This is a genomic window from Rathayibacter sp. AY1C6 (genome assembly GCF_002931535.1).
Classification (GTDB): domain Bacteria; phylum Actinomycetota; class Actinomycetes; order Actinomycetales; family Microbacteriaceae; genus Rathayibacter.
Genome location: NZ_PSWC01000003.1, coordinates 15,040 through 37,385 on the forward strand (window position 1 = coordinate 15,040; position 22,346 = coordinate 37,385).

The following is a 22,346-nucleotide window of genomic DNA, read 5'->3' on the forward strand; positions in this document are numbered from 1 at the left end:
CAGGAAGCTGGGCGCCGCCGGACGGGAAGACGCCCGGACCGATCGCGACTCCCCGATCACCACCGCCTCCGCGTCGACGACGCCGGAGCGGAGCACCACCGCTCGATGCGCTGAGCGATCGCCGGACCCTCGAGGCGAACGGAGGAATCGCGTGCGAGCGATTCCTCCTAGCCGGACGCAGGACGCTCTGCGGAACCCGACCCGTCGGGAAGCCGACCGCGGTGAGGATCGCCCTCGGGCGATCCTCACAGTTCAATCCTGCACAGCGATCAGCTGCGTGTCCGTCTGCGCGCGGGCTGCGGGGTGGCCGCCGATGGTGCGGCCGCCGCGTCCGCCGCTCTTGGTGCGGATCTCGATCCACTTCGCCAGCCCCGAGAGGAGGAGGCAGATGCCGATGTAGATCGCTCCGATGACGATCGCCGCCGGGATGATCGGGCTGTCGAGGCTCGACTGGTTGCCCAGGTAGCGCGCGTAGTACAGCAGCTCGTTGTAGGTGATGATCGAGCCGAGCGCCGTGTCCTTGAGGGCGACGACGAGCTGGGCGATGATCACGGGCAGCATCGAGCGGATCGCCTGGGGGAACAGGATGAGTCGCATCACGCCGGACTTGCGCAGGCCGATCGCGTAGCCCGCCTCTTTCTGTCCTCGCGGGAGGGCTTCGATGCCGGCGCGGAAGATCTCGGAGAAGACGGAGCCGTTGTAGAGGGTCAGGGCGATGACGACGGCGAGGTAGGGGCTGAGCTTGAGGCCCGCGAACGGCAGGCCGTAGTACATCAGCATCATCAGGATCAGGACGGGGATCGCCCGGAACAGCTCGATGAAGAGCGTGACGGGGACGTTGATCCAGCGCCGGTCCGAGAGCCGGCCGATCGCCAGGAGGAGGCCGAGGACGAGGCTGGCGACGCCCGCCGTGGCGAAGGCCGCGAGCGTGCGGCCGAGGGCGCCGCCGATGCTCTGCCAGACCAGCGGGTAGCCGAACGCGCGCCACTTGGAGGCGTCGAACTGGCCGGACTCCGCGAAGCGCCAGACCACGAAGCCGATGAACGCCGCGATCAGCAGGACGACGACGACGCCGATGACGCGGTTGCGCACGACGGCCCGGGGGCCGGGGTTGTCGAAGAGGACGGAGCTCATCGGGCGACCCTCCACTTCTTCTCGAGCTGACGTTGGACGAGCGAGAGCAGGGTGACCAGGACCACGAAGACCAGGGCCACCCAGAGGACGACGATGAGGCTGTTCTCGCCGCGCTCGTTGAGGACGCGGACGATGGTGCCCGCCTCCGCGACCGAGAAGCCGGCGGCGACGGTGGTGTTCTTCAGCAGCGCGATCAGGACGCTCATGAGCGGCGGGATCACGGAGCGGAAGGCCTGGGGCAGGACGACCTGCGTCATCGTGAGGCCGAAGTCGAGGCCGATCGCGCGGGCCGCCTCGGCCTGGCCGATCGGCACGGTGTTGATGCCCGAGCGCAGCACCTCCGCGACGTAGGTCGCGGTGTAGAGGCTGAGGGCGCAGATCGCCAGGTTCGTGTAGTCCACCTGCGGCAGGTCGAGCTTGGGGTAGCCGAAGGCGAAGAAGAACATCACCAGCGTGAGCGGGGTGTTCCGGATGGTGTTCACGTACACCGTGCCGACCGCGCGGGCGATCGGGACGGGCGAGACGCGCATCGCGCCGACCACCGTGCCGATCAGCAGGGCGAACACGAGCGAGACGCTGAAGAGGATCAGGGTGTTGCCGAAGGCCGGGACGTAGACGTCGAGGTTGTTCAACAGGACATCCATGCGGCTGGCCCTTCTGTCGGAGCGGTGGTGGTGGTCGAGGAGAGGGGACCCCCGGGCGGCGGTCGGGCCGCCCGGGGCGCCTCCTAGTAGTCGTTCACCGCCGGCTGGGTGACGGTCGTGCCGGACTGGCCGAGCGTCTCGTCGTAGATGGCGCTCCAGGTCTCGCCGCCGTCGGTCAGCATGCCGTTGACGAAGTGGCGCAGGGCGTCGTCGTCCTTCGGCAGGCCGATGCCGTAGAGCTCGGTGCTGAAGGGCTCTCCGACGACCTTGAGCTCGTCGGGCTTCTGAGCGGCGTAACCGATCAGGATCGCGCCGTCGGTGGTGACGGCGTCGACGGTGCCGTCGGAGAGGGCGTCCACGCACTGCGAGTACGTGTCGAACTCCTCGGTCTTCACCTCGGGGTAGTTGGTGCGGATGTTCTGGATCGGGGTGGAGCCGGTGGCCGAGCACACGGTGGTGTCGGCGGTGAGGTCGTCCGGTCCGGTGATCGTGTCGTTGTCGGCCGCGACGAGCAGCTGCTGGCCGGTCTCGAAGTAGGGTCCGGCGAAGCCGACCTGCTCCTTGCGCTTGTCGGTGATCGAGTAGGTGCCGACGTAGTAGTCGATGTCGCCGTTCACGATCGACGCCTCGCGGTTGGCCGACGGGATCGCCTGGAACTCGATGGCGTCGGCCGCGAAGCCGAGCGAGGCGGCGGTCCACTTGGCGATCTCGATGTCGAAGCCGGAGCGCTCGCCGGTCGCCGCGTCGAGGTAGCCCAGCCCGGGCTGGTCCTCCTTGACGCCGATGACGACCTTGCCGTCCGCGGTCATCGCGTCGAAGGTCGGGCTGCCCTCGAGAGTGACGTCGGAGGCGACCTTGTACGCGGAGGTCCCTCCCTCGGAGCCTCCACCGGCGCCGCCGCCGGCGGTTCCGGAGTCGCCGGAGCAGCCGGCGAGGGCGAGGGTCGCTACTGCGAGTCCCGCGGTCATGAACATGAGCCTGGTGCGCATGATCGTCCTTCCTGGGGTTCGGCCCGCCGGAGCGGGCGATGTCGGGTCGGCTCCCGGGTCACGGGTCCGACCTGCCTGGTGGCTGCTGATCGCGCTTCTAGTGCGTGATGAGCTTGGAGAGGAAGTCCTTGGCCCGGTCGGTGCGGGGCGCGGTGAAGAACGACTCCGGGTCGGTGTCCTCGAGGATCTCGCCGTCGGCCATGAACACGACGCGGTCGGCGGCCTTCCGGGCGAATCCCATCTCGTGGGTGACGACGATCATCGTCATCCCGTCCTTGGCGAGCCCGACCATCACGTCCAGGACCTCGTTGATCATCTCGGGATCGAGCGCCGAGGTCGGCTCGTCGAAGAGCATCACCTTGGGCTTCATCGCCAGCGCCCGCGCGATCGCGACGCGCTGCTGCTGCCCGCCGGAGAGCTGGGCCGGGGTCTTGGCGGCCTGGTGGCCGACGCCTACCCGGTCGAGCAGCGCCGTGGCCTGGGCCTCCGCGTCCTTGCGGGAGAGCCCGCGGACCTTGATCGGGCCGAGGGTGACGTTCTCGAGGATCGTCTTGTGCGCGAAGAGGTTGAACGACTGGAAGACCATCCCGACGTCGGCGCGGAGCGCGGCGAGGCCCTTGCCCTCCTCCGGGAGCTTCTGCCCGTCGATGGTGATGGTGCCGCCCGAGATCGTCTCGAGCCGGTTGACCGTGCGGCAGAGCGTCGACTTGCCGGATCCGGAGGGGCCGAGGACCACGACGACCTCGCCCCGGTGCACCGTCAGATCGATGTCCTTCAGAGCCTGGAAGTCGCCGTAGTGCTTCTGCACCCCGGAGAGGACGACGAGGGGTTCACCGGCGGGAGCGGCGGCGCGCTCGTCTTGCGGGGCTGTGACCATGCCGTCAGAGAAGCACACGGGGATGGGCCGGTCAAATCATGAGGGAATTCTTAACCGAAGGGTAACAACGCACCCTGTTCTCCAGGTTCGCAGCACCCTCGGCCCGGTTCCTCTCAGGAACGCAGCGCGAAGGCGCTCTCGTACAGGCAGACGGAGGCCGCGGTCGCGAGGTTGAGCGACTCCGCCGCCCCGTAGATGGGCACCGCGACCACGCCGTCGACGAGGGCGAGCGACTCGTCCTCGAGGCCGCGCGCCTCGTTGCCGAAGACCCAGACGGTCGGCTGGGCGAGGTCCCCGCGGGCGCGGACGTCGAGCAGGTCCTCCCCCTTCACGTCGGCCGCGACGGAGCGGAGGCCCACGCCGCGGAGCCGGCCCAGCACGTCGGCGAGGTCGGCGCCGACCGCGACCGGGAGGTGGAAGAGCGAGCCGGTCGTGGAGCGCACGACCTTGGGGTTGTAGAGGTCGACCGAGCGGCCGGACAGCACGACAGCGTCGGCGCCGGCGGCGTCGGCGGCACGGATGATCGTGCCGAGGTTGCCCGGATCGCGGACCTCCTCGAGCACCGCCACGAGGCGCGGCTCGGAGGCGACGACGTCCTTGAGCGACGTGGGGAACTGACGGCAGACCGCGACGAAGCCCTGCGGAGTGACGGTGTCGGCCATCGCGTCGAGGACGTCCTCGGTCACGTACTCGATCTCCACCTCCGCCTCGGCGGCGGCGGCGACGATCTCGGGGTGGCGCTCCAGAGCGGTCGGAGTCGCGAACGACTCGACGATCAGCTCCGGGCGGTACTGCAGCGCCTCGGAGAGTGCCTGCGGGCCCTCGAGGAGGAAGAGCCCCGTCTCGAGCCGGGCCGGGCGGCGGGTGAGCTTCGCCACGGAGCGGACACGGGGAGAGCGGGGGTTGTCGAGCATGCGGCGAGCCTATCGGCGCGGTGATCGCCGCTCCCGCAGACACGGCGCGGGAGGGCCTGCGGACGACGGAGGGGGCCGCGACCTCTCGGTCGCGACCCCCTCCGGGAAGCCGTGCTGACTACGCTGCGGCCTTGGGCGCCGAGGTGTCGGCGGGCAGCGCGCTCTTCGCGGTCGCGACGAGCGAGGCGAACGTGGCCGGCTCGGTGATCGCGAGGTCCGCGAGGATGCGGCGGTCGACCTGGACGCCGGCCAGGGCGAGGCCCTGGATGAAGCGGTTGTAGGTCAGGCCGTTCGCGCGGGACGCGGCGTTGATGCGCTGGATCCAGAGACGACGGAACTCGCCCTTCTTGGCGCGGCGGTCGCGGTACGAGTAGACGAGGGAGTGGGTGACCTGCTCCTTCGCCTTGCGGTAGAGGCGCGACCGCTGGCCGCGGTAGCCCGAGGCGCGCTCGAGGATGACGCGACGCTTCTTGTGGGCGTTGACGGCCCTCTTCACTCTTGCCATTGCTGTTTCTTCCTATCGATCCGTGTCGGCTGAGTAGCGACCACGCGGCGCAGCGGGCTGCGCCGGCGGTGGGCTACAGACCGAGAAGCTTCTTGGCGACCTTGGCGTCCTGCGGGGCGAGGACCTGGTCCTGGTTGAGGCGGCGCGTGCGAACGCTGGACTTGGACTCCAGGTTGTGACGCATGCCGGCCTGCTGCTTCATGACCTTGCCGGAGCCGGTCACCTTGAAGCGCTTCTTGGCACCCGAGTGGGTCTTCATCTTGGGCATGTTCTCTCCTTGTGAACGTCACTCCGCGCTCGGCGGGGCGAAACCGGTGCCCCGCGAGCGGGGCGTCCACCGGCCCCGAGGCCGGGGCGGCGAAGTACTAGACGGACTCGGCCTCGGCCGTGTCCTCGGGGGTGTTGGCCTCGCGACGAGCGGCGCGGACCGCATTGGCCTCGGCCTTCGCCTCGGACTTGTTCTTCAGCGGGCCGATGACCATCACCATGTTGCGACCGTCGATGGTCGGGGTGGACTCGACCTGGCCGAACTCGGCCACGTCCTCCGCGAAGCGCTGGAGCAGGCGGACGCCCATCTCGGGACGCGACTGCTCGCGACCGCGGAAGAGGATCATCGCCTTGACCTTGTCGCCGGCCTTCAGGAAGCCCTCGGCGCGCTTGCGCTTGGTCTCGTAGTCGTGCTTGTCGATCTTCAGGCGGAAACGGACCTCCTTGAGGATCGTGTTCGCCTGGTTGCGACGGGCTTCCTTGAGCTTCTGAGCCTGCTCGTACTTGAACTTCCCGTAGTCCATGATCTTGGCCACGGGCGGCTTGGAGTTGGGGGCGACCTCGACCAGGTCCAGGTCTGCGTCCTGCGCGAGTCGCAGGGCGACCTCGATCTTGACGACGCCGACCTGTTCTCCTGCGGGACCCACGAGGCGGACCTCGGGGACGCGGATACGGTCGTTGGTACGGGGATCGCTGATTGCGTTTCTCCTCTGATCTCGGTGAGTGCAGCTGCGCTGCCGGAGTCTTCTCCAGCGCACCCGAGAGAGGTGATCGTCCCGTCCACGTCGTGCCTGCAGCACGGCGCTCGCACCCTGTGACGCGGTTCCCGAGGCGGACCTCGAGAGCCGCAGCCCTGCCTCCGGTGGTCTGACGACCCTCGGGGGCGGAGTGCTTCTGACCCGGTAACCTTGTGAAGCGGTCAAGCGCGGGTGGGAGAATCTCCACTTTCGAACCGAGGACATGCCTCGGAGCCCGGACAACCATAGCAGACCGGCGGCCCGCCCGACAGACCGGATCCGGCCGCCCCTCGATCCTCTGCTCCGGCGGCCGCGCCCCTCCACCACGGACGACGAACGAAGGACCCATGGCCCAGTACGACGACGACTACACGCGACGATTCGGCGAGGACGGCGGAGCCTCCGACGTGGAGGCCGCGCGCGACATCGCGGAGGTCCCGGCGGTGGAGATCATCACCACCGCCGCCGTGCACCTGATGAGCGCGGCCGCCGTCAAGTGCGGACTCGCCGACGAGCCTGGAGCGCAGGTCGACCTCGACGAGGCGCGCAAGCTCATCAACGCGCTCGCGGGCCTGGTCACGGCCGGGGCGCCCGACATCAGCGACATGCACGCCCGGAGCCTGCGCGACGGCCTCCGCACCCTCCAGCTCGCGTTCCGTGAGGCGTCCCCGATCGCTGACCCGATCGGCAAGGGCCCGGGCGAGAAGTGGACCGGCCCGGTCACCTGATCGGGAGTCAGCGGGCGGCGGCGAGCTGCAGCGTCATCGAGTCGACGCGCTGCGCGACGGTCTCGTCGGCCGCCCACCGCTCCCCCAGGCGCGCGACGAGGGCGCCGAGCGCGTCCTGATCGAGCCCCGGGCGCAGGCTCAGGACCACCACGAGCTCGGGGCCCGCGAGGCGCTGCTCCGGGTCTCCCGCGCGCACCTCGAGCGAGGCGACCGCCCGTTCCCCCTCCGCAGCCGCGCGCAGAGCCAGGAGCACCTCCGCATCGGCGGGGGCCGGCCGCCAGGCGCCGCCCTCCGCGATCGCCCAGAGGGCCGGGCGCCGGACCGCGAACTCCCGCTCGGACGCGGGATCGAGGACCATCACCTCGGTGCCCTCCGCGACGGCCGCCAGGGCCGCGCGGCGCCCGTCGACAGGGACGGGACGGGCGGCCGGGTCCCACCGGCGCATGCTCTCGACGCCGCTGAAGACGGGGAGCACCGTGCGGCCGTCGGGTCCGGCGACCGTGACGATCGCGAGCTCCTGCGTCTTGTCCGCCCGGAGTCCCCCGACTCCCTCGGCCTCCTCGCCGAGGCGGGCGACCAGCGGGATGAGCAGGCGGGACGTGCGTATCGCGTCGACCACGGCCTCCGGGCCGCGAGTGCCGCGGGCGAAGGACTCGAGCGCTGCGACCAGCGGCTCCGGGGCGCTTCCGTCGTCCTCCGGTGCTGCGCTCGGCTCGAAGTGCCGGCCCGCCCAGGGGGTGCCGGCCGAGTCGGTCAGATGCGCCGGGAGCGGGCGGGGCTCACTCGGATGCGACATCCAGGGCCTCCGCGAGCGTGAACGCGCCCGCGTACAGCGCCTTGCCGACGATCGCGCCCTCGAGCCCCTGGGGCACGAGGTCGCGCAGAGCGGCGATGTCGTCGAGGTTCGAGATGCCGCCCGAGGCGATCACGGGGCGGTGGGTGCGGGCCATGACCTGCTCGAGGAGCTCGAGGTTCGGGCCCTTGAGCGTGCCGTCCTTCGTGACGTCGGTGACGACGTAGCGGGTGCAGCCGGCCTCCTCCAGGCGGTCGAGGACCTGCCAGAGGTCGCCGCCCTCCTTGGTCCAGCCGCGCGCGGCGAGCGTGGTGCCCCGGACGTCGAGCCCGACGGCGATCTGGTCGCCGTACTGCGCGATGACGCTCGCGGCCCACTCGGGGTTCTCGAGCGCCGCGGTGCCGAGGTTGATGCGCTTCGCGCCGGCGCTCAGCGCGGACTCGAGGCTGCGGTCGTCGCGGATCCCGCCGGAGAGCTCGACGTTGACGCCCTTCACCTGCCGAATGACCTTCTTCATGATGCCGTGGTTGTCGCCGCGGCCGAAGGCGGCGTCGAGGTCGACGAGGTGGATCCACTCCGCGCCCTGGTCGGCCCAGTCGCCCGCGGCGTCGATCGGGTCGCCGTAGTTGGTCTCGGTCCCGGCCTCGCCCTGCGTGAGCCGCACGGCCCTGCCGCCCGCCACGTCGATCGCAGGCAGGAGGACCAGGCCCGGGGCCTTGGTGAACTCGCTCATCGTCATCCTCAGTCTCGGAGCCGGTGCCGGCCCCTGGAGGCGCCGACCACCGGCCGATCCTAGTTCGTGCGGAGGGTGCCCAGCCAATTGGCCAGCAGCCGGAGCCCGGCGGCCCCCGACTTCTCGGGGTGGAACTGCGTGGCCGAGAGCGGCCCGTTCTCGACCGCGGCGATGAAGGGGCCTCCGTGATCGGCCCAGGTGACCGCGGGACGCGGGAACGGGGGCATGACATCGAGCGACCACTCGCGGGCGCCGTAGGAGTGCACGAAGTAGAAGCGCTCCTCGGCGATGCCGTCGAAGAGCACCGAGCCCTCGGGAGCGGAGACGGTGTTCCAGCCCATGTGCGGGACGACCTCGGCCGGGAGGAGGTCCACCGTCCCCGGCCACTCGCCCAGGCCCTCGCTCTCGACCCCGCGCTCGACGCCGCGCTCGAAGAGCACCTGCATCCCGACGCAGATGCCCAGGACGGGGCGCCCGCCGGCGAGGCGCTTCTCGATGATCTCGCCGCCGCGGGCGCGGGTCAGCGCCGACATCACGGCGTCGAAGGCGCCGACGCCGGGCACGAGGAGGCCGTCCGCCTCCAGCGCCCGCTGCCGGTCCCCCGTCAGCTCGACGTCGGCCCCGGCGAGCTCGAGCGCCTTGACGGCGGAGTGCACGTTCCCCGAGCCGTAGTCGTAGACCACGACGGAGGGGCGGGCCGAGCTCACAGCGCGCCCTTCGTCGACGGCACGCCGGAGACGAGCGGGTCGAGGGCCTTGGCCTGACGGAAGGCGCGGGCGAACGCCTTGAACTCCGCTTCGGCGATGTGGTGCGGGTCCCTGCCGCCGAGCACCGTGACGTGCACGGTGAGGCCGGCGTTGAACGCGATCGCCTCGAAGACGTGGCGCACCATCGACCCGGTGAAGTGGCCGCCGATCAGGTGCAGCGCGAAGCCCTCCGGCTCGCCGGTGTGCACGAGGTAGGGGCGCCCCGAGATGTCGACGACGGCCTGCACGAGCGCCTCGTCGAGGGGGACGAGCGCGTCGCCGAAGCGGGAGATCCCGGCCTTGTCGCCGAGCGCCTGACGGATGGCCGTGCCGAGCACGATGCCGATGTCCTCCGCGGTGTGGTGGATGTCGATCTCGATGTCGCCGCGGGCCCGGACGTGCAGGTCCGTGAGCGAGTGCTTCGCGAACGCCGTCAGCAGGTGGTCGAAGAAGGGCACGCCGGTCTCGAGATCGGCGACGCCCGTGCCGTCGAGGTCGAGGGAGAGCTCGATGCTCGACTCGCTGGTGGCACGGCTGAGGGAGGCGGTGCGCCCGGGTGCGGCGCTCGGGGAGGTCATGCCTCCCAGTCTATTCGCGCCGCGTCGCCGCCCCCGGGCGGAGCTCACTCGCGCGAGAGCGCCACCGTGGCGTCGGCCGACGGTGCGGGGATGTAGGCGAGCGCCTCGAGGAACGCGGTCGTCTCCTCCTCGGTGCCGGCGCTGACACGGAGGTGGTTCGGGATGCCGACGTCGCGGATGAGGACGCCGTGGGCGAGCAGGCCCTCGAACATCGCGGCCGGATCCGCGACGCCGCCGAAGAGGACGAAGTTGCTGCCGGTCGTGTACGGGCGGTAGCCGAGGGCGCGCAGTCCGTCGATCATCCGGTCGCGCTGCACGATGATCTCGCCGACCATGGCGAGCATCTCGTCGGCGTGAGCGAGGGCGGCGGTCGCGGCGGCCTGGGTGAGGGCCGACAGGTGGTACGGGAGGCGGACGAGGCGGAGCGCGTCGATCACCGCGGGGTCGGCGGCGAGGTAGCCCAGGCGGACACCGGCGAAGGCGAAGGCCTTGCTCATGGTGCGGGACACGAGCAGGCGCGGTCGCCCGGGGAGGAGGCTCAGCGCGGTGGGCGCGCCCCTGCCGGCGAACTCGGCGTACGCCTCGTCGACGACGACGATGCCGTCGGTCGCGTCGTAGACAGCCTCGATCACGGCGAGGTCGAGCGGCGTCCCGGTCGGGTTGTTCGGAGCGCAGAGGAAGACGATGTCGGGCCGGGCCCGGCGCACCTGCTCCGCGGCGTACTCGGCTCCGATCTCGAATTCCGCCTCGCGCGGAGCGGGGATCCACTCCGTTCCGCTCCCCGACGCGAGGATCGAGTACATCGAATAGGTGGGCGCGAACCCCAGCAGCGAGCGCCCGGGACCGCCGAACGCCTGAAGGACGTGCTGGAGCACCTCGTTCGATCCGTTCGCAGCCCACACGCCGTCCGCGGTGAGCCCGTGACCGAGGTAGCCGGCGAGGGAGTCGCGCAGCTCTCGGAACTCGCGGTCGGGGTACCGGTTGACGGTGCGCAGCGCCTCCGTGACCCGCCCGACGATGTCGGCGATCACGTCGTCCGGGACCGGGTGGGTGTTCTCGTTGACGTTGAGGGCGACGGGCACGACCGCCTGGGGTGCACCGTACGGGTGCCTGCCTCGGAGGTCGTCGCGGAGGGGTAGGTCATCGAGAGTCGTCACCAGGGAATGGTAGCGAAGCACCCGGCGCGGACGTCCGGGCAGCCCGGCTCAGCGAGCGGTGTCGTACTCGGCCGGGACCGCGAGGCGCTGCCCGGGCTCGACGCCCGCGCTCGAGAGCTGGTTGAGGGAGAGGATGTCGTCGACCACGTCGCGCGGGTCCGCCTGCGGGGCGAGCTCCTCGGCGAGCGACCAGAGCGACTCGCCCGCGTGAACGGTGACGTACTGGAACTCGACCGCAGCGGCGTCGCTCGACGCGACCGCTCCACCGCCGTTGAGCCCGAAGGCGAAGGCGCCCGCCACGATCGGCAGGGCCCCCAGAGCGGCCACCACGGCGCGGCCGCGGCGCGTGAGGCGCAGACGGGTGCGAACGATCCGCGCTTCGCCGAACGCGCTCATCGGCTCGGGAGCGGACGGCAGTACCTCGACGTGCCGAGCCGCGGACGAGCGCTGGAGCGGGCGGGAGGTGAGCTGTGCGGTCATGGGATCGCTCCTTTCAACAGGGATTCGGGGAGGCCCTCGGCCGGGAGGGCCGCCCCGAACGCCTGTACCGAACATATCTTCGAACGACGGAGCGGTCAAGGGACCGTTCCGGCTGATCCGCGGGCGGACTCGCGCGCGACACACTCGAACGAATGTTCCGAGTCGTGAGTTCCGGCGGATACAGTTTCGAGAGCCTGGTCGTAGTAGAGCAGCGACCACCGACATTCCTTGTCGGGTCGCGACCGGGCGGGCGCGCACGCGGCGTGCGCACCGGGAAGAGGGAGCATCGTGAGCGACGCGCAGAGGGCCGGGACCCCGGCCGCCAAGACGAAGGCGGCCGCAGGCCGCCGCCGGAAGAGCCTGAGCGCCAAGCAGCTCGCGATCCTCGACGCGATCCAGCGCTCGGTGTCGAGCCGCGGCTACCCGCCGAGCATGCGCGAGATCGGCGACGCGGTCGGCCTCGCCTCGCTGTCGAGCGTCACCCACCAGCTCAACCAGCTCGAGCTCAGCGGCTACCTGCGCCGCGACCCGAACCGGCCCCGCGCCCTCGAGATCCTCATCGACGTCCCCAGCTCGACGGAGGACGACGGGTCGTTCGAGTCGACCGCGACGGTCGGCGACGCGGCGATGGTCCCCCTCGTCGGCCGGATCGCGGCGGGCGTGCCGATCATGGCGGACCAGCAGATCGACGAGGTGTTCCCGCTTCCCCGGCAGCTCGTCGGCAAGGGCGAGCTCTTCATGCTCAAGGTCGTCGGCGAGTCGATGATCGACGCCGCGATCTGCGACGGCGACTGGGTCGTGGTCCGCTCGCAGCGCACCGCCGAGAACGGCGAGATCGTAGCGGCCATGCTCGACGGCGAGGCCACCGTCAAGGTGCTGCGCCAGCGCGACGGCCACACCTGGCTGCTGCCCCGCAACTCCAACTTCGAGCCGATCCTCGGCGACGAGGCCGAGGTGCTCGGGAAGATCGTGGCGGTCCTCCGCTCGGTCTGACACCGGGAACGCAGGAGGGGCCCGACCGGCGTGCAGCCGGCCGGGCCCCTCCTGCGTTCGACGGGCACCGGCGATCGGGGCGCGCGCCCCTCCGTCGCGGTCACGGGAAGGCGGAGGAGGGCCGCCGACACGAGATCGCCGAACCCTCCGGCCGCCGGAGCGGGTCGATGGTGCGGGACGCCGCACCCCCTCCCGGATGCGCCGAGCGCCCGCCTCCCGGACGGGGAGACGGGCGCTCGGGTGGTGGCGATCAGGCCTGGACGGCCGCGCGCGGAACCGCGAACTCGGTGAGCGAGCCCGCCAGGTCGGCGTGCACGAGGGCGACCACGTGGGTGCCGCCCTCGACGTACTGCGTCGACAGGATCCGGCCGCTGCGGTGCAGATGCGAGATCACGTCGCCCCGGTCGTAGGGCACGAGCAGGTCGATCTCGACGTCCGGCTCGGGCAGGATCTCGGCGATCCGCGCCTCCAGCTCGTCGATGCCCTCGCCGCTGCGCGCCGACACGAAGACCGCGTCGGGAGCGAGACCGCGCAGCACCAGCCGCGTGCCCTCGTCCACCAGATCGGCCTTGTTGAAGGCGATGATCTCGGGGATGCTGCGGGCGCCCACCTCGCCGATCACGTCGCGCACGGTGGCGATCTGCCCGGCCGGATCGGGGTGGGAGGCGTCCACGACGTGGACGATCACATCGGAGTCCGCGACCTCCTCGAGCGTCGACCGGAAGGCCTCGACGAGCTGGTGCGGAAGCGCTCGGACGAAGCCGACCGTGTCGGCGAGCGTGTAGAGGCGCCCGTCCTTCGTCTGGGCCTTGCGGACGGTGGCGTCGAGGGTCGCGAAGAGCGAGTTCTCGACGAGGACGCCCGCGTGCGTCATCCGGTTCAGCAGGCTCGACTTGCCGGCGTTCGTGTACCCCGCGATCGCCACCGAGGGGACGGCGTTGCGCTTGCGGTTCGCGCGCTTGGCCTCGCGGGCGGGCTTCATCGCCGTGATCTGCTTGCGCAGGCGCGCCATGCGGGTGTGGATGCGGCGACGATCGAGCTCGATCTTCGTCTCACCCGGACCGCGCGAGCCCATTCCGGCTCCCGCGCCCACCTGTCCGCCAGCCTGGCGGGACATGGACTCGCCCCAGCCGCGCAGTCGCGGGAGCAGGTACTCGAGCTGCGCGAGCTCGACCTGCGCCTTGCCCTCGCGGCTCTTCGCGTGCTGGCTGAAGATGTCGAGGATCACCGCGGTGCGGTCGATCACCTTGACCTTCACCACGTCCTCCAGCGCACGCCGCTGGCTCGGTGCGAGCTCGGTGTCGGCGACGACCGTGTCCGCGCCGAGGGCCGCGACGAGCCCCGCGAGCTCCTGGGCCTTGCCCTTGCCGAGGTAGGTGCTCGGATCGGGGTGCGGGCGGCGCTGGAGCAGGCCGTCGAGGACCGTCGCTCCCGCCGTCTCCGCGAGCGCGGCGAGCTCGTGCAGCGAGTTCTCCGCGTCCTCCAGCGAATTCTGCGAGTACACGCCGATGAGCACGACGTTCTCCAGGCGCAGCTGGCGGTACTCGACCTCCGTGACGTCCTCGAGCTCGGTCGAGAGGCCGGCGACGCGTCGCAGCGCCTGCCGGTCGTCGCGGTCGAACTGCTCGCCGTCGCTGTTCTCGCCCTCGTGGCCGGCGCTCTGCAGCGCCTGGGCTCCACCCGCGACGAAGCGCGAGTACCCTGCCGAACGCGACTGCGCGTTCGCCAGGACCCTCGAGACGACGTCCACGGCCTCGGTCGTGTCGGTCTCGTTCAGGTCTTCCGTCATCCGGATAACACTAACTCCTCAGGTCTTGATAGGTTCACTTCTCATGGCCGCCGAGCACTACTTCTCGAGTACTCCCGACGGCGACCTCCGGCCCCGCAGGATCCAGGCCCGCCTGGCCGGCCGCGACCTCGAGGTCACGACGGCAGGAGGGGTGTTCAGCCCCGGTCACGTCGATCTCGGCACGCGCGTCCTGCTGGACGCGGTGCCCGACGCCCCCGCTGACGGGGACCTGCTGGACCTCGGCTGCGGCTGGGGCCCGGTCGCCCTCGCGCTCGCCCTCGCCTCCCCCGACGCCCGGGTGTGGGCGGTCGACGTCAACCAGCGGGCGCTCGAGCTGGTCCGTCGCAACTGCGAGGAACTCGGCGTCCTCAATGTCAACGCCGTGCTGCCCGAGGATGTTCCCGACGACGTCCGCTTCCGCACCGTGTGGTCGAACCCGCCGATCCGCATCGGCAAGGAGGAGCTGCACCTCCTGCTCGAACGCTGGCTGCCGCGGCTCGAGGAGGGCGCGGACGCCTGGCTCGTCGTGCAGCGCAACCTCGGCTCCGACTCGCTCCAGACCTGGCTCGGCGCCGCGTTCGCCGGGTGGCTCGACGTGGAGCGCGTCTCCTCGGCGAAGGGCTTCCGCGTGCTCCGGACGACCCGCCGGGCCTGACCGGGTCCTCAGTCGATCCGGATCGTCCCGGTGAAGACGAGGTCGGCCGGGCCGGAGAGCCCGACGTGCTCGCCCTCCTCCGCCGCGAACATCGTCACGCCGAGCGTGCCGCCCGGGACCTCCACGCGCCAGGCCTGCGGAGCGCGCGCTCCCGCCCAGTAGCGCACCGCCAGTGCCGCCGCCGCGGCACCCGTGCCGCAGCTCAGGGTCTCGCCGCTGCCGCGCTCGTGCACGCGCATCCGGATCCGCCCGATCCCGTCGTGGACCAGGGGCTCGCCGGGAACCACGAACTCGACGTTCGCGCCGTCCTCGGGCTCCGGGTCGAGCTGCGGGATGTAGGAGAGGTCGGCGGAGTCGAGCTCCTCGTCGTTGCTGAGGGCGACGACCACGTGCGGATTGCCGAGGTCGATCCCGAGACCGGGGCGCGCGACCTTGAGCTCCTTCGCCCGCACCAGGGGCTCGCCGCCCGCCAGCTCCCAGCGGCCGAGGTCGACCTGGAACCCGGCACCGCTGCGGGTGACGTCGCGGACGCCGGCGCGGGTGCCGATCGGCAGGGTGTCGCCGGGCTCGAGCGCCGCGAGGCCGCCCGCGAGCAGGAACGCGGCGTAGACGCGGATGCCGTTGCCGCACATCTCGGCGATCGAGCCGTCGGCGTTGCGGTAGTCCATGAACCACTCCGCCTCGCTCTCCTCGGCCAGAGCCGCGGCGCCCTCCGGGATCGCGCGGGAGCGGACGGCACGGATGACGCCGTCGGCGCCGACGCCGAAGTGGCGGTCGCAGATCATCGCGATCTGCGCGGGCGAGAGGTCGACCTCACCGTCCGGGTCGCTGAAGAGCACGAAGTCGTTGCCGGTGCCCTGGCCCTTGGTGAAGTGCAGCTCGATCGTCATGGCGCACAGCCTAGCGAGGAGCGGGAGCGGCGGCCTGGGCGGCGGCGTGCGCCCGCGACACCAGGTCCGGCGCGTCGTACGGGAGCCGGTGGGCGCCGGCGTAGCGCCGGAACCAGCTGTTCTGCCGACGTGCGTAGCGGCGCGTGAGCGCCTGCGTCGCCGCGATCGCCTCCTCCTCGCGGAGGACGCCGGCACGCTGGGCGAGCGCCTGGGCGTACCCGATGGCCCGCCCGGCTGTGACGCCGCGCTCCAGGCCGAGGGGGACGAGCCGCTCGACCTCGTCGAGCATCCCGGCCGCCCACATCCGCTCCACCCGCCGGTCGAGGCGCTGCACCAGCTCCTCCCGCGGAGCCTCGAGGAACAGGATCGAGGCGGGGCGCCACCGAACCGGCTCGTCGGACATCAGCGCGCTGTGCGTGCTCCCGCCGGTGAGCTCCGCGATCTCGAGCGCGCGGACGATGCGCCGGGCGTTGTGCGGACCGATCCGCTCGGCCACTCCGGCGTCGATCCGGCGCAACCGCTCGACGAGGGCGCCCAGGCCCTCCCGCTCGGCGGTCTCCTCGAGCCGGCGCCGGACGGCCGGGTCGGTGCCCGCGAACGAGAACTCGAAGACGACGCTGGAGACGTACAGACCGGAGCCCCCGACGAGGATCGGCGTCGCCCCGCGCGCCAGCACGCTCTCGATCACGCGCCGCGCCTCGCTCTGGTAGCGGGCGACCGACGCCTCCTCCGTCACGTCGAGGACGTCGAGCAGGTGGTGCGGGACGCCCCGACGCTCGTCGGCGGGCAGCTTCGCGGTGCCGATGTCCATCCCGCGGTAGAGCTGCATCGCGTCGGCGTTCACGATCTCAGCGGCGCCGCCGTCCTGCCGGATCGCCTCGGCGAGCTCGAGCGAGAGGTCGGACTTGCCCGTGCCGGTCGCGCCGACGACCGCGATGAGCTCCGGCGCGGTATCGGGGGCTCCGGTCTCAGCGCTCGCCATCGAGGGCGTCGTAGATCGGCGTCGTCAGCGTGCCGGCGTCGCGCACGCGCAGCGACGGCAGGCCCAGCGAGACCCGGGGCGCCCCGCTCGCGCCCGGGGCGGCCGGAACTCCGCAGGACTCGGTCTGCGCCCGGTCCCAGGCGTCGCCCGCGCGGGTGCGGCGGATGCGGAGCGGCGCGCCGTCGGGCGAATCCGCCAGGAGGTAGAAGGGGGCGGCACGGGTGACCCGGACGGAGACCACGTCTCCGGGACGCGGCTGCTCGGAGCCCTCGGGCACGTCGAAGTGCACCAGACGGCTGTCCTCGGCGCGTCCGCTCAGCCGGTGCGTCTCCGTGTCGCGGCGGCCCTCGCCGGTCGCGACGAGGACCTCGACCTCTCGGCCGACGACCGTGCGATTCTCCTGCTCGCTGATCGCGTCCTGCAGGGCGACGAGCCGCTCGTAGCGCTCCTGGACGACCGCCTTGGGGATCTGGTCGGGCAGCGTCGCGGCCGGGGTGCCGGGCCGGACGGAGTACTGGAAGGTGAAGGCGGAGGCGAAGCGGGCCGCCTCGACCACCCGCAGGGTCTCCTGGAAGTCGGCCTCCGTCTCGCCGGGGAAGCCAACGATGATGTCGGTGCTGATCGCCGCGTGCGGGATGCGATCGCGCACCCGGTCGAGGATCCCGAGGAACTTCTCGGAGCGGTAGGAGCGGCGCATCGCTTTGAGGACGCGGTCGGAGCCGGACTGGAGCGGCATGTGCAGCTGCGGCATCACCGCCGGCGTCTCGGCCATGGCGTCGATCACGTCGTCGGTGAAGGCCGCGGGATGGGGGCTCGTGAAGCGGATCCGCTCGAGCCCGTCGATGGTGCCCGCCGCGCGGAGCAGCTTCGAGAACGCCTGGCGATCGCCGAACTCGACGCCGTAGGAGTTCACGTTCTGGCCGAGAAGGGTGACCTCGATCGCGCCGTCGTCCACGAGCGCCTGGATCTCGGCGAGCACGTCGCCGGGGCGCCGGTCCTTCTCCTTGCCGCGGAGCGAGGGGACGATGCAGAAGGTGCAGGTGTTGTTGCAGCCGACCGAGATCGAGACCCAGCCGCTGTAGGTCGAGTCGCGCTTCGTGGGGAGCGTGGAGGGGAAGACATCGAGCGATTCGAGGATCTCGAGCTGCGCCTCGTCGTTGTGGCGGGCGCGCTCGAGCAGGCTCGGGAGGGCGCCCATGTTGTGCGTGCCGAAGACCACGTCGACCCACGGGGCACGGTCGAGGATGACGTTCTTGTCCTTCTGCGCGAGACAGCCGCCGACCGCGATCTGCATCCCCTCGTGTCGGCGCTTCACCGACGCGAGGTGGCCGAGGTTGCCGTAGAGCTTGTTGTCGGCGTTCTCGCGCACCGCGCAGGTGTTGATCACGACGACGTCGGCCTCGGCTCCATCGGCGGACACGTAGCCCGCCGCCTCGAGCGAACCGCTCAGCCGCTCGGAGTCGTGCACGTTCATCTGGCACCCGAACGTACGGACCTCGTAGGTCCTCGGCCGGGTCTCGGCGACGGGCGACGGGGCGGTACCGAGCGTGCTCATGGTGTGGGATTCTACGCTCCGGTCGGACCGCTCCCGGCCCGCCGTGTCAGCGGAAGCGGACGCTCGACCCCGGCTTGCGGATCGTCTCGCGGACGACGCGCTGCACGAGTCCGCCGGCGTAGCCGCGGCGCGCGAGGAATCCCGTGAGCCGGCGCTCGGCGACCTCGTCGGAGAGCGAGCGCAGGCTCGGCAGGCGCTTGCGCGCGAGCTCGAGCGCCGTGCGGTACTCGTCGTCGCCGTCCAGCTCGTCGAGCGCTGACGCGATCGCCTCGGGGTCGATCTTCCGCGCGCGCAGCTCCTGCTGGATGGAGGAGCGGCCGAGCTTCTTGCGGTCACGGAGCGAGACGACCAGCTGCTCCGCCATGCGGAGGTCGTCGAGGTAGCCGAAGCGCGTGAAGCGCTCGAGGATCTCGAGGGCGTCCTTCTCGGCGACGCCCTCCGTGTAGAGGCGCGCCTCGACCTCGGCGACCGAGAGGCTCTTGCGGGAGAGCCCCCGTACGATCCGATCCGCGACCTGCTCGGGATCGATCTCCTCCGGGATCTCGATCGCGTCGTCGTCGTCCTCGTCCTCCGCGTTCTCGACGAACGCCGGCGCGCGCCGGGCGACATGAGCCGAGAGCTCGGCGATCCGCTCGGAGGCCGGAGACGCGGCGCCCCCGACGGCGGAGCCTTCCAACTCGCCTGCGGCCGCCCCGGGAGCACTGGTACGCGGCGTTCCTGCTCCGGACGGATCCGGAAGCGACCCGGCCCCGTCGGCGTCCGGCGCCGCCGGAGCCCAGCCCTCGTCGCCCGCCGCACCCCGGTCGACCCAGGGCAGGAAGGCCACGGGGCGGCCCTTCGCCCCCTCCGCGGCCTTCTCCGCCACGGGCTAGGCGCCCTTGCGCACGGGCTGCTTGGTCTCGATCGCGACCGGCGCGGCCTCGACGGCCGCGTTCGGGTCGACGATCACGCCGAGCTTGACCAGGATGCGCTTCTCGATCTCGGCGGCCACATCGGGGTTGTCGATGAGGAACTGGCGCGCCTTCTCCTTGCCCTGGCCGAGCTGGTCGCCGTCGTAGGTGTACCAGGCGCCCGACTTGCGGACGATCTCGTGCTCGACACCGAAGTCGATCAGGCTGCCCTCGCGGGAGATGCCGACGCCGTAGAGGATGTCGAACTCGGCCTGCTTGAAGGGCGGGGCCATCTTGTTCTTCACGACCTTGACGCGGGTGCGGTTGCCGACCGCGTCGGTGCCGTCCTTCAGCGTCTCGATGCGGCGGATGTCGAGGCGGACCGACGCGTAGAACTTGAGCGCCTTGCCGCCCGCCGTGGTCTCGGGGCTTCCGAAGAAGACGCCGATCTTCTCGCGCAGCTGGTTGATGAAGATCATCGTGGTGTTCGTGGTGTTCAGTCCGCCGGTCAGCTTGCGCAGCGCCTGGGACATGAGGCGCGCCTGCAGGCCGACGTGGGAGTCGCCCATCTCGCCCTCGATCTCGGCACGCGGCACGAGGGCCGCGACGGAGTCGATCACGATGAGGTCGATCGAGCCCGAGCGCACGAGCATGTCGGCGATCTCGAGCGCCTGCTCTCCGGTGTCGGGCTGCGACACGAGGAGGGAGTCGATGTCGACGCCGAGCTTCTTGGCGTACTCGGGGTCGAGCGCGTGCTCCGCGTCGATGAAGGCGGCGATGCCGCCGTTGCGCTGCGCGTTCGCGATCGCGTGCAACGTGAGGGTGGTCTTTCCGGAGGACTCGGGGCCGTAGATCTCGACGATGCGGCCACGCGGGAGCCCGCCGATCCCGAGCGCGACGTCGAGCGCGATCGAACCGGTCTGGATCACCTCGACGGGAGCGCGGTCGTCGCTTCCGAGGCGCATGACGGCGCCCTTGCCGAACTGGCGGTCGATCTGGGCGAGTGCGGTCTCGAGGGACTTCTCGCGGTCGGAGGAACTGGGCATGGCCGTCTCGCTCTCGTGTTCGTGGTGGTGTCGCCTACAGGCTGTCGCGACATGCTGGCGGCTGTCGGAGTGACAGTGCCGGCCGGCTGCGACAAGGCGGTGAAGCAGGTCCGTTCAGGTGTCTCCGACGGTACGCCCGACCACCGACATCGGGGCCGAGCGAGAGCGACTCCGTGGAGACGGGGCCGATCCTGCTTCTGTGGAGGAGCCTAGACCCGTTCGAACACGGATTCGAGCAAGAGCCTTCGGCGTGTCGAACACGGCTTCGGCGACGGGAGCGTCAGCGGTGGCGCTTCCGCGCATCCACGCCGTGCCAGCGGGCCTCCGGGACGTCGTTGGCGCGGCAGAGGGCGAGCCAGACCTCGCGCGGCTCCGCTCCGTCCGCGAGGGCGCGCTCGGCGGTGCGGCCCCCGAGCTCGGTCAGCACGAGGTCCGAGACCAGGACACGGGCGTACGCGCCGCCGAACTCGTCGTCCACCAGCTGCCGGAACTCGCTCAAGCGCATGCGTCCACGGTAGCCGCTGCCCGGAGGCCGCACTCCCCGGGAACGCCGAAGGGCGCCCGGCCGGAGCCTGGGCGCCCTTCGCGTGGAACGGGTGCGGTGAGTGGAGGGGACGGAATCCGACTACTGCGTGACGAGGTCCGCGTCGAAGCCGGCGACCATGTCGGCCGGGATGGTGTCGGGGATGGTGTCGATGCCCTCGATGACGGCGAGACGATCGCCGACCTCGCGCATGATCACCGAGATGGGGGTGTCGAGGGCGTCGGCGACAGAGGCGAGGATCTCCGAGGAGGCCTCCTTCTGACCGCGTTCGACCTCGCTCAGGTAGCCGAGCGCAACGCTCGCCTTGCTCGCCACCTGACGGAGCGTACGACCTTTCTGCAGGCGAAAGTCCCTGAGGACATCGCCGATCTCCTGACGAACTAGAACCACTGGACCCTCCTTCTCCACGTCAACCGCATGTCGTGCACCTGCACCGCGAACACGAGCGCCGGAGATTCCGGAGCGGATGATCGGGGGGCTGGGACAAGAGAACCGGATAGCTGTTCACTACCCGGTTCGTATGGTGTCGACTCTAATACCGGATGACTGGACTTTGCGTGTGAGCGACACCAGTTGTAACCGGGCCGCAATGCGGCGCATTCCGATTCCCGGAGGGCCCTCGCTGGGTATCCGCCTCATGCGCCGCGGGAGATCAGCTCCGCACCGAGGGCGAGGGCCGCGTCGACCGAGGCGGCGCGGATCGCGGCGCGGTCGCCGTCGAACCGGTGCTCGCGGACCAGCTCGTCTTCGCCGAGGACGGCCGCCACGAAGACGGTGCCGACGGCCGCATCCCCCTGCGGATCCGGACCGGCGACCCCCGTCGTCGCCAGGCCGAGCGTCGGACGCCCGTCGGCTGCGAGCCGCGAGGACGCTCCGCGCGCCATCTGCACGGCAACCCCGGGATCGACGGGACCCCGCTCGCCGAGGACGCGCGCGTCGACCCCGAGGAGCCGGTCCTTGAGGTCGGTGGCATAGCTCACCACTCCCCCGCGGTACACGGCGGAGGCGCCGGGCACCTCCACGAGGGCGGAGCTGAGCGCGCCGCCGGTGAGCGACTCCGCGACGGCGAGGTCGACACCCCGCCGCCGGAGCTCGGCGATCAGCTGCGCGGCCGTCACCGCGTGGACCGGGCGGCCCGGCTCTGGCGGGCGGCGTCGGCGAGGTAGTCGATCCCGGTGGCGACCGTGAGCACCACCGCGGCCGTCATCGTGATCCCGTTCAGCCAGTGGACCCACTCGCCGAGGACGGCCCAGAGCGGCAGCAGAGCGAGGGAGATCGCGATCGACTGCACGATCGTCTTGAGCTTGCCGCCCCGTGACGCCGGGATCACCCGGTCCGAGAGCACGGCCATCCGGAAGACGGTGATGCCGATCTCGCGCACCAGGATGACGATCGTCACCCACCACGGCAGCTCCGCGAGGATCGAGAGCCCGACGAGCGCCGCACCGGTCAGCACCTTGTCGGCGATCGGATCCAGGAGCTTGCCGAGATCGGTCACGAGGCCCCGGCTCCGGGCGATGTGCCCGTCGATGCCGTCCGTGGCGATCGCGACGATGAAGAGGAGCGCCGCGGCGATCCGGATCCCGCTGTCCTGCCCCCCGTCGGCCAGCAGGAGCCAGAAGAAGACGGGCGCCAGCAGGATCCGGAGGACCGTGATCGCGTTCGGCAGGTTCCAGTTGCCCGACGCGGCCGGAGCCGGTGCGGTGGGGTTCGTCATCGT

Annotated in this window: 27 protein-coding genes; 3 read left to right on the plus strand and 24 right to left on the minus strand. The window is 71.2% G+C overall.

All coding sequences use genetic code 11. The annotated features are described in order from the left end of the window. Nucleotides 1-252 precede the first annotated feature (252 nt). The 8 genes from C5D36_RS02920 to infC form a co-directional block, all read right to left on the minus strand. Complete coding sequence (locus C5D36_RS02920) at nucleotides 253-1,134, minus strand: amino acid ABC transporter permease (RefSeq protein WP_104295165.1); 882 nt, start codon at nucleotides 1,132-1,134, stop codon at nucleotides 253-255. After that, nucleotides 1,131-1,778, minus strand: coding sequence for an amino acid ABC transporter permease (locus tag C5D36_RS02925; protein WP_104224491.1), 648 nt, complete (start codon nucleotides 1,776-1,778; stop codon nucleotides 1,131-1,133). The genes C5D36_RS02920 and C5D36_RS02925 overlap by 4 nt, the downstream gene beginning before the upstream one ends. A gap of 83 nt (nucleotides 1,779-1,861) precedes the next feature. Further along, nucleotides 1,862-2,767, minus strand: a complete 906-nt coding sequence (locus C5D36_RS02930) for a glutamate ABC transporter substrate-binding protein (protein WP_181068347.1) — start codon at nucleotides 2,765-2,767, stop codon at nucleotides 1,862-1,864. A 97-nt stretch (nucleotides 2,768-2,864) separates the two neighbouring features. After that, the gene (locus C5D36_RS02935; RefSeq protein WP_104224489.1) at nucleotides 2,865-3,644 is read right to left on the minus strand and encodes an amino acid ABC transporter ATP-binding protein; all 780 of its coding nucleotides are present in this window, start codon (nucleotides 3,642-3,644) and stop codon (nucleotides 2,865-2,867) included. Between the two features lie 113 nt (nucleotides 3,645-3,757). Next, nucleotides 3,758-4,558: an RNA methyltransferase gene (locus C5D36_RS02940; protein WP_104224488.1), complete on the minus strand. Its 801-nt coding sequence runs from the start codon at nucleotides 4,556-4,558 to the stop codon at nucleotides 3,758-3,760. Nucleotides 4,559-4,676: 118 nt separating this feature from the next. Continuing rightward, a complete protein-coding gene (gene rplT / locus C5D36_RS02945) occupies nucleotides 4,677-5,063 on the minus strand; it encodes a 50S ribosomal protein L20 (protein WP_104224487.1) in 387 nt (128 codons plus the stop codon). 73 nt (nucleotides 5,064-5,136) lie between these two features. Beyond that, nucleotides 5,137-5,331: a 50S ribosomal protein L35 gene (gene rpmI, locus C5D36_RS02950; protein WP_055793295.1), complete on the minus strand. Its 195-nt coding sequence runs from the start codon at nucleotides 5,329-5,331 to the stop codon at nucleotides 5,137-5,139. 97 nt (nucleotides 5,332-5,428) lie between these two features. Further along, nucleotides 5,429-5,977 carry a translation initiation factor IF-3 gene (infC, locus tag C5D36_RS02955; protein WP_374952931.1) on the minus strand — a complete coding sequence of 183 codons (549 nt, stop codon included), beginning with the start codon at nucleotides 5,975-5,977 and terminating at the stop codon, nucleotides 5,429-5,431. A gap of 437 nt (nucleotides 5,978-6,414) precedes the next feature. Here infC and C5D36_RS02960 point away from each other — a divergent pair, with 437 nt between their 5' ends. After that, a complete protein-coding gene (locus tag C5D36_RS02960; RefSeq protein WP_104313470.1) occupies nucleotides 6,415-6,795 on the plus strand; it encodes a DUF1844 domain-containing protein in 381 nt (126 codons plus the stop codon). A 7-nt stretch (nucleotides 6,796-6,802) separates the two neighbouring features. On the opposite strand, the gene C5D36_RS02965 is transcribed toward C5D36_RS02960, so the two are convergent. From C5D36_RS02965 to C5D36_RS02990, 6 genes are read right to left on the minus strand one after another with little or no spacing between them, the layout of a single operon-like run. Beyond that, nucleotides 6,803-7,591 (minus strand): SseB family protein, encoded by a 789-nt coding sequence (locus C5D36_RS02965; protein WP_104292051.1) that lies wholly within the window; start codon nucleotides 7,589-7,591, stop codon nucleotides 6,803-6,805. Next, nucleotides 7,575-8,321, minus strand: a complete 747-nt coding sequence (gene priA / locus C5D36_RS02970; RefSeq protein ID WP_104224506.1) for a bifunctional 1-(5-phosphoribosyl)-5-((5-phosphoribosylamino)methylideneamino)imidazole-4-carboxamide isomerase/phosphoribosylanthranilate isomerase PriA — start codon at nucleotides 8,319-8,321, stop codon at nucleotides 7,575-7,577. Before priA ends, C5D36_RS02965 begins: the two co-directional genes overlap by 17 nt. A gap of 59 nt (nucleotides 8,322-8,380) precedes the next feature. Next, the gene (hisH, locus tag C5D36_RS02975; protein WP_104224485.1) at nucleotides 8,381-9,028 is read right to left on the minus strand and encodes an imidazole glycerol phosphate synthase subunit HisH; all 648 of its coding nucleotides are present in this window, start codon (nucleotides 9,026-9,028) and stop codon (nucleotides 8,381-8,383) included. Further along, a complete protein-coding gene (gene hisB, locus C5D36_RS02980; protein ID WP_104233277.1) occupies nucleotides 9,025-9,645 on the minus strand; it encodes an imidazoleglycerol-phosphate dehydratase HisB in 621 nt (206 codons plus the stop codon). Before hisB ends, hisH begins: the two co-directional genes overlap by 4 nt. Before the next feature lie 44 nt (nucleotides 9,646-9,689). After that, nucleotides 9,690-10,802: a histidinol-phosphate transaminase gene (locus C5D36_RS02985; RefSeq protein ID WP_181072748.1), complete on the minus strand. Its 1,113-nt coding sequence runs from the start codon at nucleotides 10,800-10,802 to the stop codon at nucleotides 9,690-9,692. A gap of 48 nt (nucleotides 10,803-10,850) precedes the next feature. Continuing rightward, nucleotides 10,851-11,282: a LysM peptidoglycan-binding domain-containing protein gene (locus C5D36_RS02990; protein WP_308471249.1), complete on the minus strand. Its 432-nt coding sequence runs from the start codon at nucleotides 11,280-11,282 to the stop codon at nucleotides 10,851-10,853. A 288-nt stretch (nucleotides 11,283-11,570) separates the two neighbouring features. On the opposite strand from C5D36_RS02990, the gene lexA reads away from it, so the two are divergent. After that, a complete protein-coding gene (gene lexA / locus C5D36_RS02995) occupies nucleotides 11,571-12,275 on the plus strand; it encodes a transcriptional repressor LexA (RefSeq protein ID WP_104224482.1) in 705 nt (234 codons plus the stop codon). Nucleotides 12,276-12,525: 250 nt separating this feature from the next. On the opposite strand, the gene hflX is transcribed toward lexA, so the two are convergent. Then, nucleotides 12,526-14,064, minus strand: a complete 1,539-nt coding sequence (gene hflX, locus C5D36_RS03000; RefSeq protein ID WP_104224481.1) for a GTPase HflX — start codon at nucleotides 14,062-14,064, stop codon at nucleotides 12,526-12,528. A 43-nt stretch (nucleotides 14,065-14,107) separates the two neighbouring features. On the opposite strand from hflX, the gene C5D36_RS03005 reads away from it, so the two are divergent. Next, on the plus strand, nucleotides 14,108-14,719 hold the full coding sequence (locus C5D36_RS03005; RefSeq protein ID WP_104233274.1) for a class I SAM-dependent methyltransferase: 612 nt from the start codon (nucleotides 14,108-14,110) through the stop codon (nucleotides 14,717-14,719). An 8-nt stretch (nucleotides 14,720-14,727) separates the two neighbouring features. Here the strand turns inward: C5D36_RS03005 and dapF are convergent, their stop codons facing one another. From dapF to pgsA, 9 genes are all read right to left on the minus strand, one after another. Then, nucleotides 14,728-15,609 (minus strand): diaminopimelate epimerase, encoded by an 882-nt coding sequence (gene dapF / locus C5D36_RS03010; RefSeq protein ID WP_104226308.1) that lies wholly within the window; start codon nucleotides 15,607-15,609, stop codon nucleotides 14,728-14,730. A 10-nt stretch (nucleotides 15,610-15,619) separates the two neighbouring features. Then, a complete protein-coding gene (miaA, locus tag C5D36_RS03015; RefSeq protein ID WP_104233272.1) occupies nucleotides 15,620-16,591 on the minus strand; it encodes a tRNA (adenosine(37)-N6)-dimethylallyltransferase MiaA in 972 nt (323 codons plus the stop codon). Then, on the minus strand, nucleotides 16,578-18,146 hold the full coding sequence (gene miaB, locus C5D36_RS03020; RefSeq protein ID WP_104224477.1) for a tRNA (N6-isopentenyl adenosine(37)-C2)-methylthiotransferase MiaB: 1,569 nt from the start codon (nucleotides 18,144-18,146) through the stop codon (nucleotides 16,578-16,580). The genes miaA and miaB overlap by 14 nt, the downstream gene beginning before the upstream one ends. Before the next feature lie 46 nt (nucleotides 18,147-18,192). Beyond that, on the minus strand, nucleotides 18,193-19,011 hold the full coding sequence (locus tag C5D36_RS03025) for a regulatory protein RecX (RefSeq protein ID WP_104295166.1): 819 nt from the start codon (nucleotides 19,009-19,011) through the stop codon (nucleotides 18,193-18,195). Between the two features lie 3 nt (nucleotides 19,012-19,014). Next, nucleotides 19,015-20,082, minus strand: coding sequence for a recombinase RecA (gene recA / locus C5D36_RS03030; RefSeq protein ID WP_104224475.1), 1,068 nt, complete (start codon nucleotides 20,080-20,082; stop codon nucleotides 19,015-19,017). A 280-nt stretch (nucleotides 20,083-20,362) separates the two neighbouring features. Further along, nucleotides 20,363-20,587 (minus strand): DUF3046 domain-containing protein, encoded by a 225-nt coding sequence (locus C5D36_RS03035; RefSeq protein WP_104295167.1) that lies wholly within the window; start codon nucleotides 20,585-20,587, stop codon nucleotides 20,363-20,365. Nucleotides 20,588-20,707: 120 nt separating this feature from the next. Beyond that, nucleotides 20,708-21,016, minus strand: coding sequence for a helix-turn-helix domain-containing protein (locus C5D36_RS03040; RefSeq protein WP_068207524.1), 309 nt, complete (start codon nucleotides 21,014-21,016; stop codon nucleotides 20,708-20,710). 245 nt (nucleotides 21,017-21,261) lie between these two features. After that, the gene (locus tag C5D36_RS03045) at nucleotides 21,262-21,744 is read right to left on the minus strand and encodes a CinA family protein (RefSeq protein WP_104224473.1); all 483 of its coding nucleotides are present in this window, start codon (nucleotides 21,742-21,744) and stop codon (nucleotides 21,262-21,264) included. Continuing rightward, nucleotides 21,741-22,343: a CDP-diacylglycerol--glycerol-3-phosphate 3-phosphatidyltransferase gene (gene pgsA, locus C5D36_RS03050; RefSeq protein WP_104295168.1), complete on the minus strand. Its 603-nt coding sequence runs from the start codon at nucleotides 22,341-22,343 to the stop codon at nucleotides 21,741-21,743. The genes C5D36_RS03045 and pgsA overlap by 4 nt, the downstream gene beginning before the upstream one ends. Between the last annotated feature and the right edge of the window lie 3 nt (nucleotides 22,344-22,346).

Excerpts from the sequence above, each read along its gene's own strand:
- C5D36_RS02920 (WP_104295165.1), bottom strand. The coding sequence starts at position 1,134 with ATGAGCTCCGTCCTCTTCGACAACCCCGGCCCCCGGGCCGTCGTGCGC.
- C5D36_RS02925 (WP_104224491.1), bottom strand. The coding sequence starts at position 1,778 with ATGGATGTCCTGTTGAACAACCTCGACGTCTACGTCCCGGCCTTCGGC.
- C5D36_RS02930 (WP_181068347.1), bottom strand. The coding sequence starts at position 2,767 with ATGCGCACCAGGCTCATGTTCATGACCGCGGGACTCGCAGTAGCGACC.
- C5D36_RS02935 (WP_104224489.1), bottom strand. The coding sequence starts at position 3,644 with ATGGTCACAGCCCCGCAAGACGAGCGCGCCGCCGCTCCCGCCGGTGAA.
- C5D36_RS02940 (WP_104224488.1), bottom strand. The coding sequence starts at position 4,558 with ATGCTCGACAACCCCCGCTCTCCCCGTGTCCGCTCCGTGGCGAAGCTC.
- rplT (WP_104224487.1), bottom strand. The coding sequence starts at position 5,063 with ATGGCAAGAGTGAAGAGGGCCGTCAACGCCCACAAGAAGCGTCGCGTC.
- rpmI (WP_055793295.1), bottom strand. The coding sequence starts at position 5,331 with ATGCCCAAGATGAAGACCCACTCGGGTGCCAAGAAGCGCTTCAAGGTG.
- C5D36_RS02960 (WP_104313470.1), top strand. The coding sequence starts at position 6,415 with ATGGCCCAGTACGACGACGACTACACGCGACGATTCGGCGAGGACGGC.
- C5D36_RS02965 (WP_104292051.1), bottom strand. The coding sequence starts at position 7,591 with ATGTCGCATCCGAGTGAGCCCCGCCCGCTCCCGGCGCATCTGACCGAC.
- priA (WP_104224506.1), bottom strand. The coding sequence starts at position 8,321 with ATGAGCGAGTTCACCAAGGCCCCGGGCCTGGTCCTCCTGCCTGCGATC.
- hisB (WP_104233277.1), bottom strand. The coding sequence starts at position 9,645 with ATGACCTCCCCGAGCGCCGCACCCGGGCGCACCGCCTCCCTCAGCCGT.
- C5D36_RS02990 (WP_308471249.1), bottom strand. The coding sequence starts at position 11,282 with ATGACCGCACAGCTCACCTCCCGCCCGCTCCAGCGCTCGTCCGCGGCT.
- hflX (WP_104224481.1), bottom strand. The coding sequence starts at position 14,064 with ATGACGGAAGACCTGAACGAGACCGACACGACCGAGGCCGTGGACGTC.
- C5D36_RS03005 (WP_104233274.1), top strand. The coding sequence starts at position 14,108 with ATGGCCGCCGAGCACTACTTCTCGAGTACTCCCGACGGCGACCTCCGG.
- dapF (WP_104226308.1), bottom strand. The coding sequence starts at position 15,609 with ATGACGATCGAGCTGCACTTCACCAAGGGCCAGGGCACCGGCAACGAC.
- miaA (WP_104233272.1), bottom strand. The coding sequence starts at position 16,591 with ATGGCGAGCGCTGAGACCGGAGCCCCCGATACCGCGCCGGAGCTCATC.
- miaB (WP_104224477.1), bottom strand. The coding sequence starts at position 18,146 with ATGAGCACGCTCGGTACCGCCCCGTCGCCCGTCGCCGAGACCCGGCCG.
- recA (WP_104224475.1), bottom strand. The coding sequence starts at position 20,082 with ATGCCCAGTTCCTCCGACCGCGAGAAGTCCCTCGAGACCGCACTCGCC.
- C5D36_RS03035 (WP_104295167.1), bottom strand. The coding sequence starts at position 20,587 with ATGCGCTTGAGCGAGTTCCGGCAGCTGGTGGACGACGAGTTCGGCGGC.
- pgsA (WP_104295168.1), bottom strand. The coding sequence starts at position 22,343 with ATGACGAACCCCACCGCACCGGCTCCGGCCGCGTCGGGCAACTGGAAC.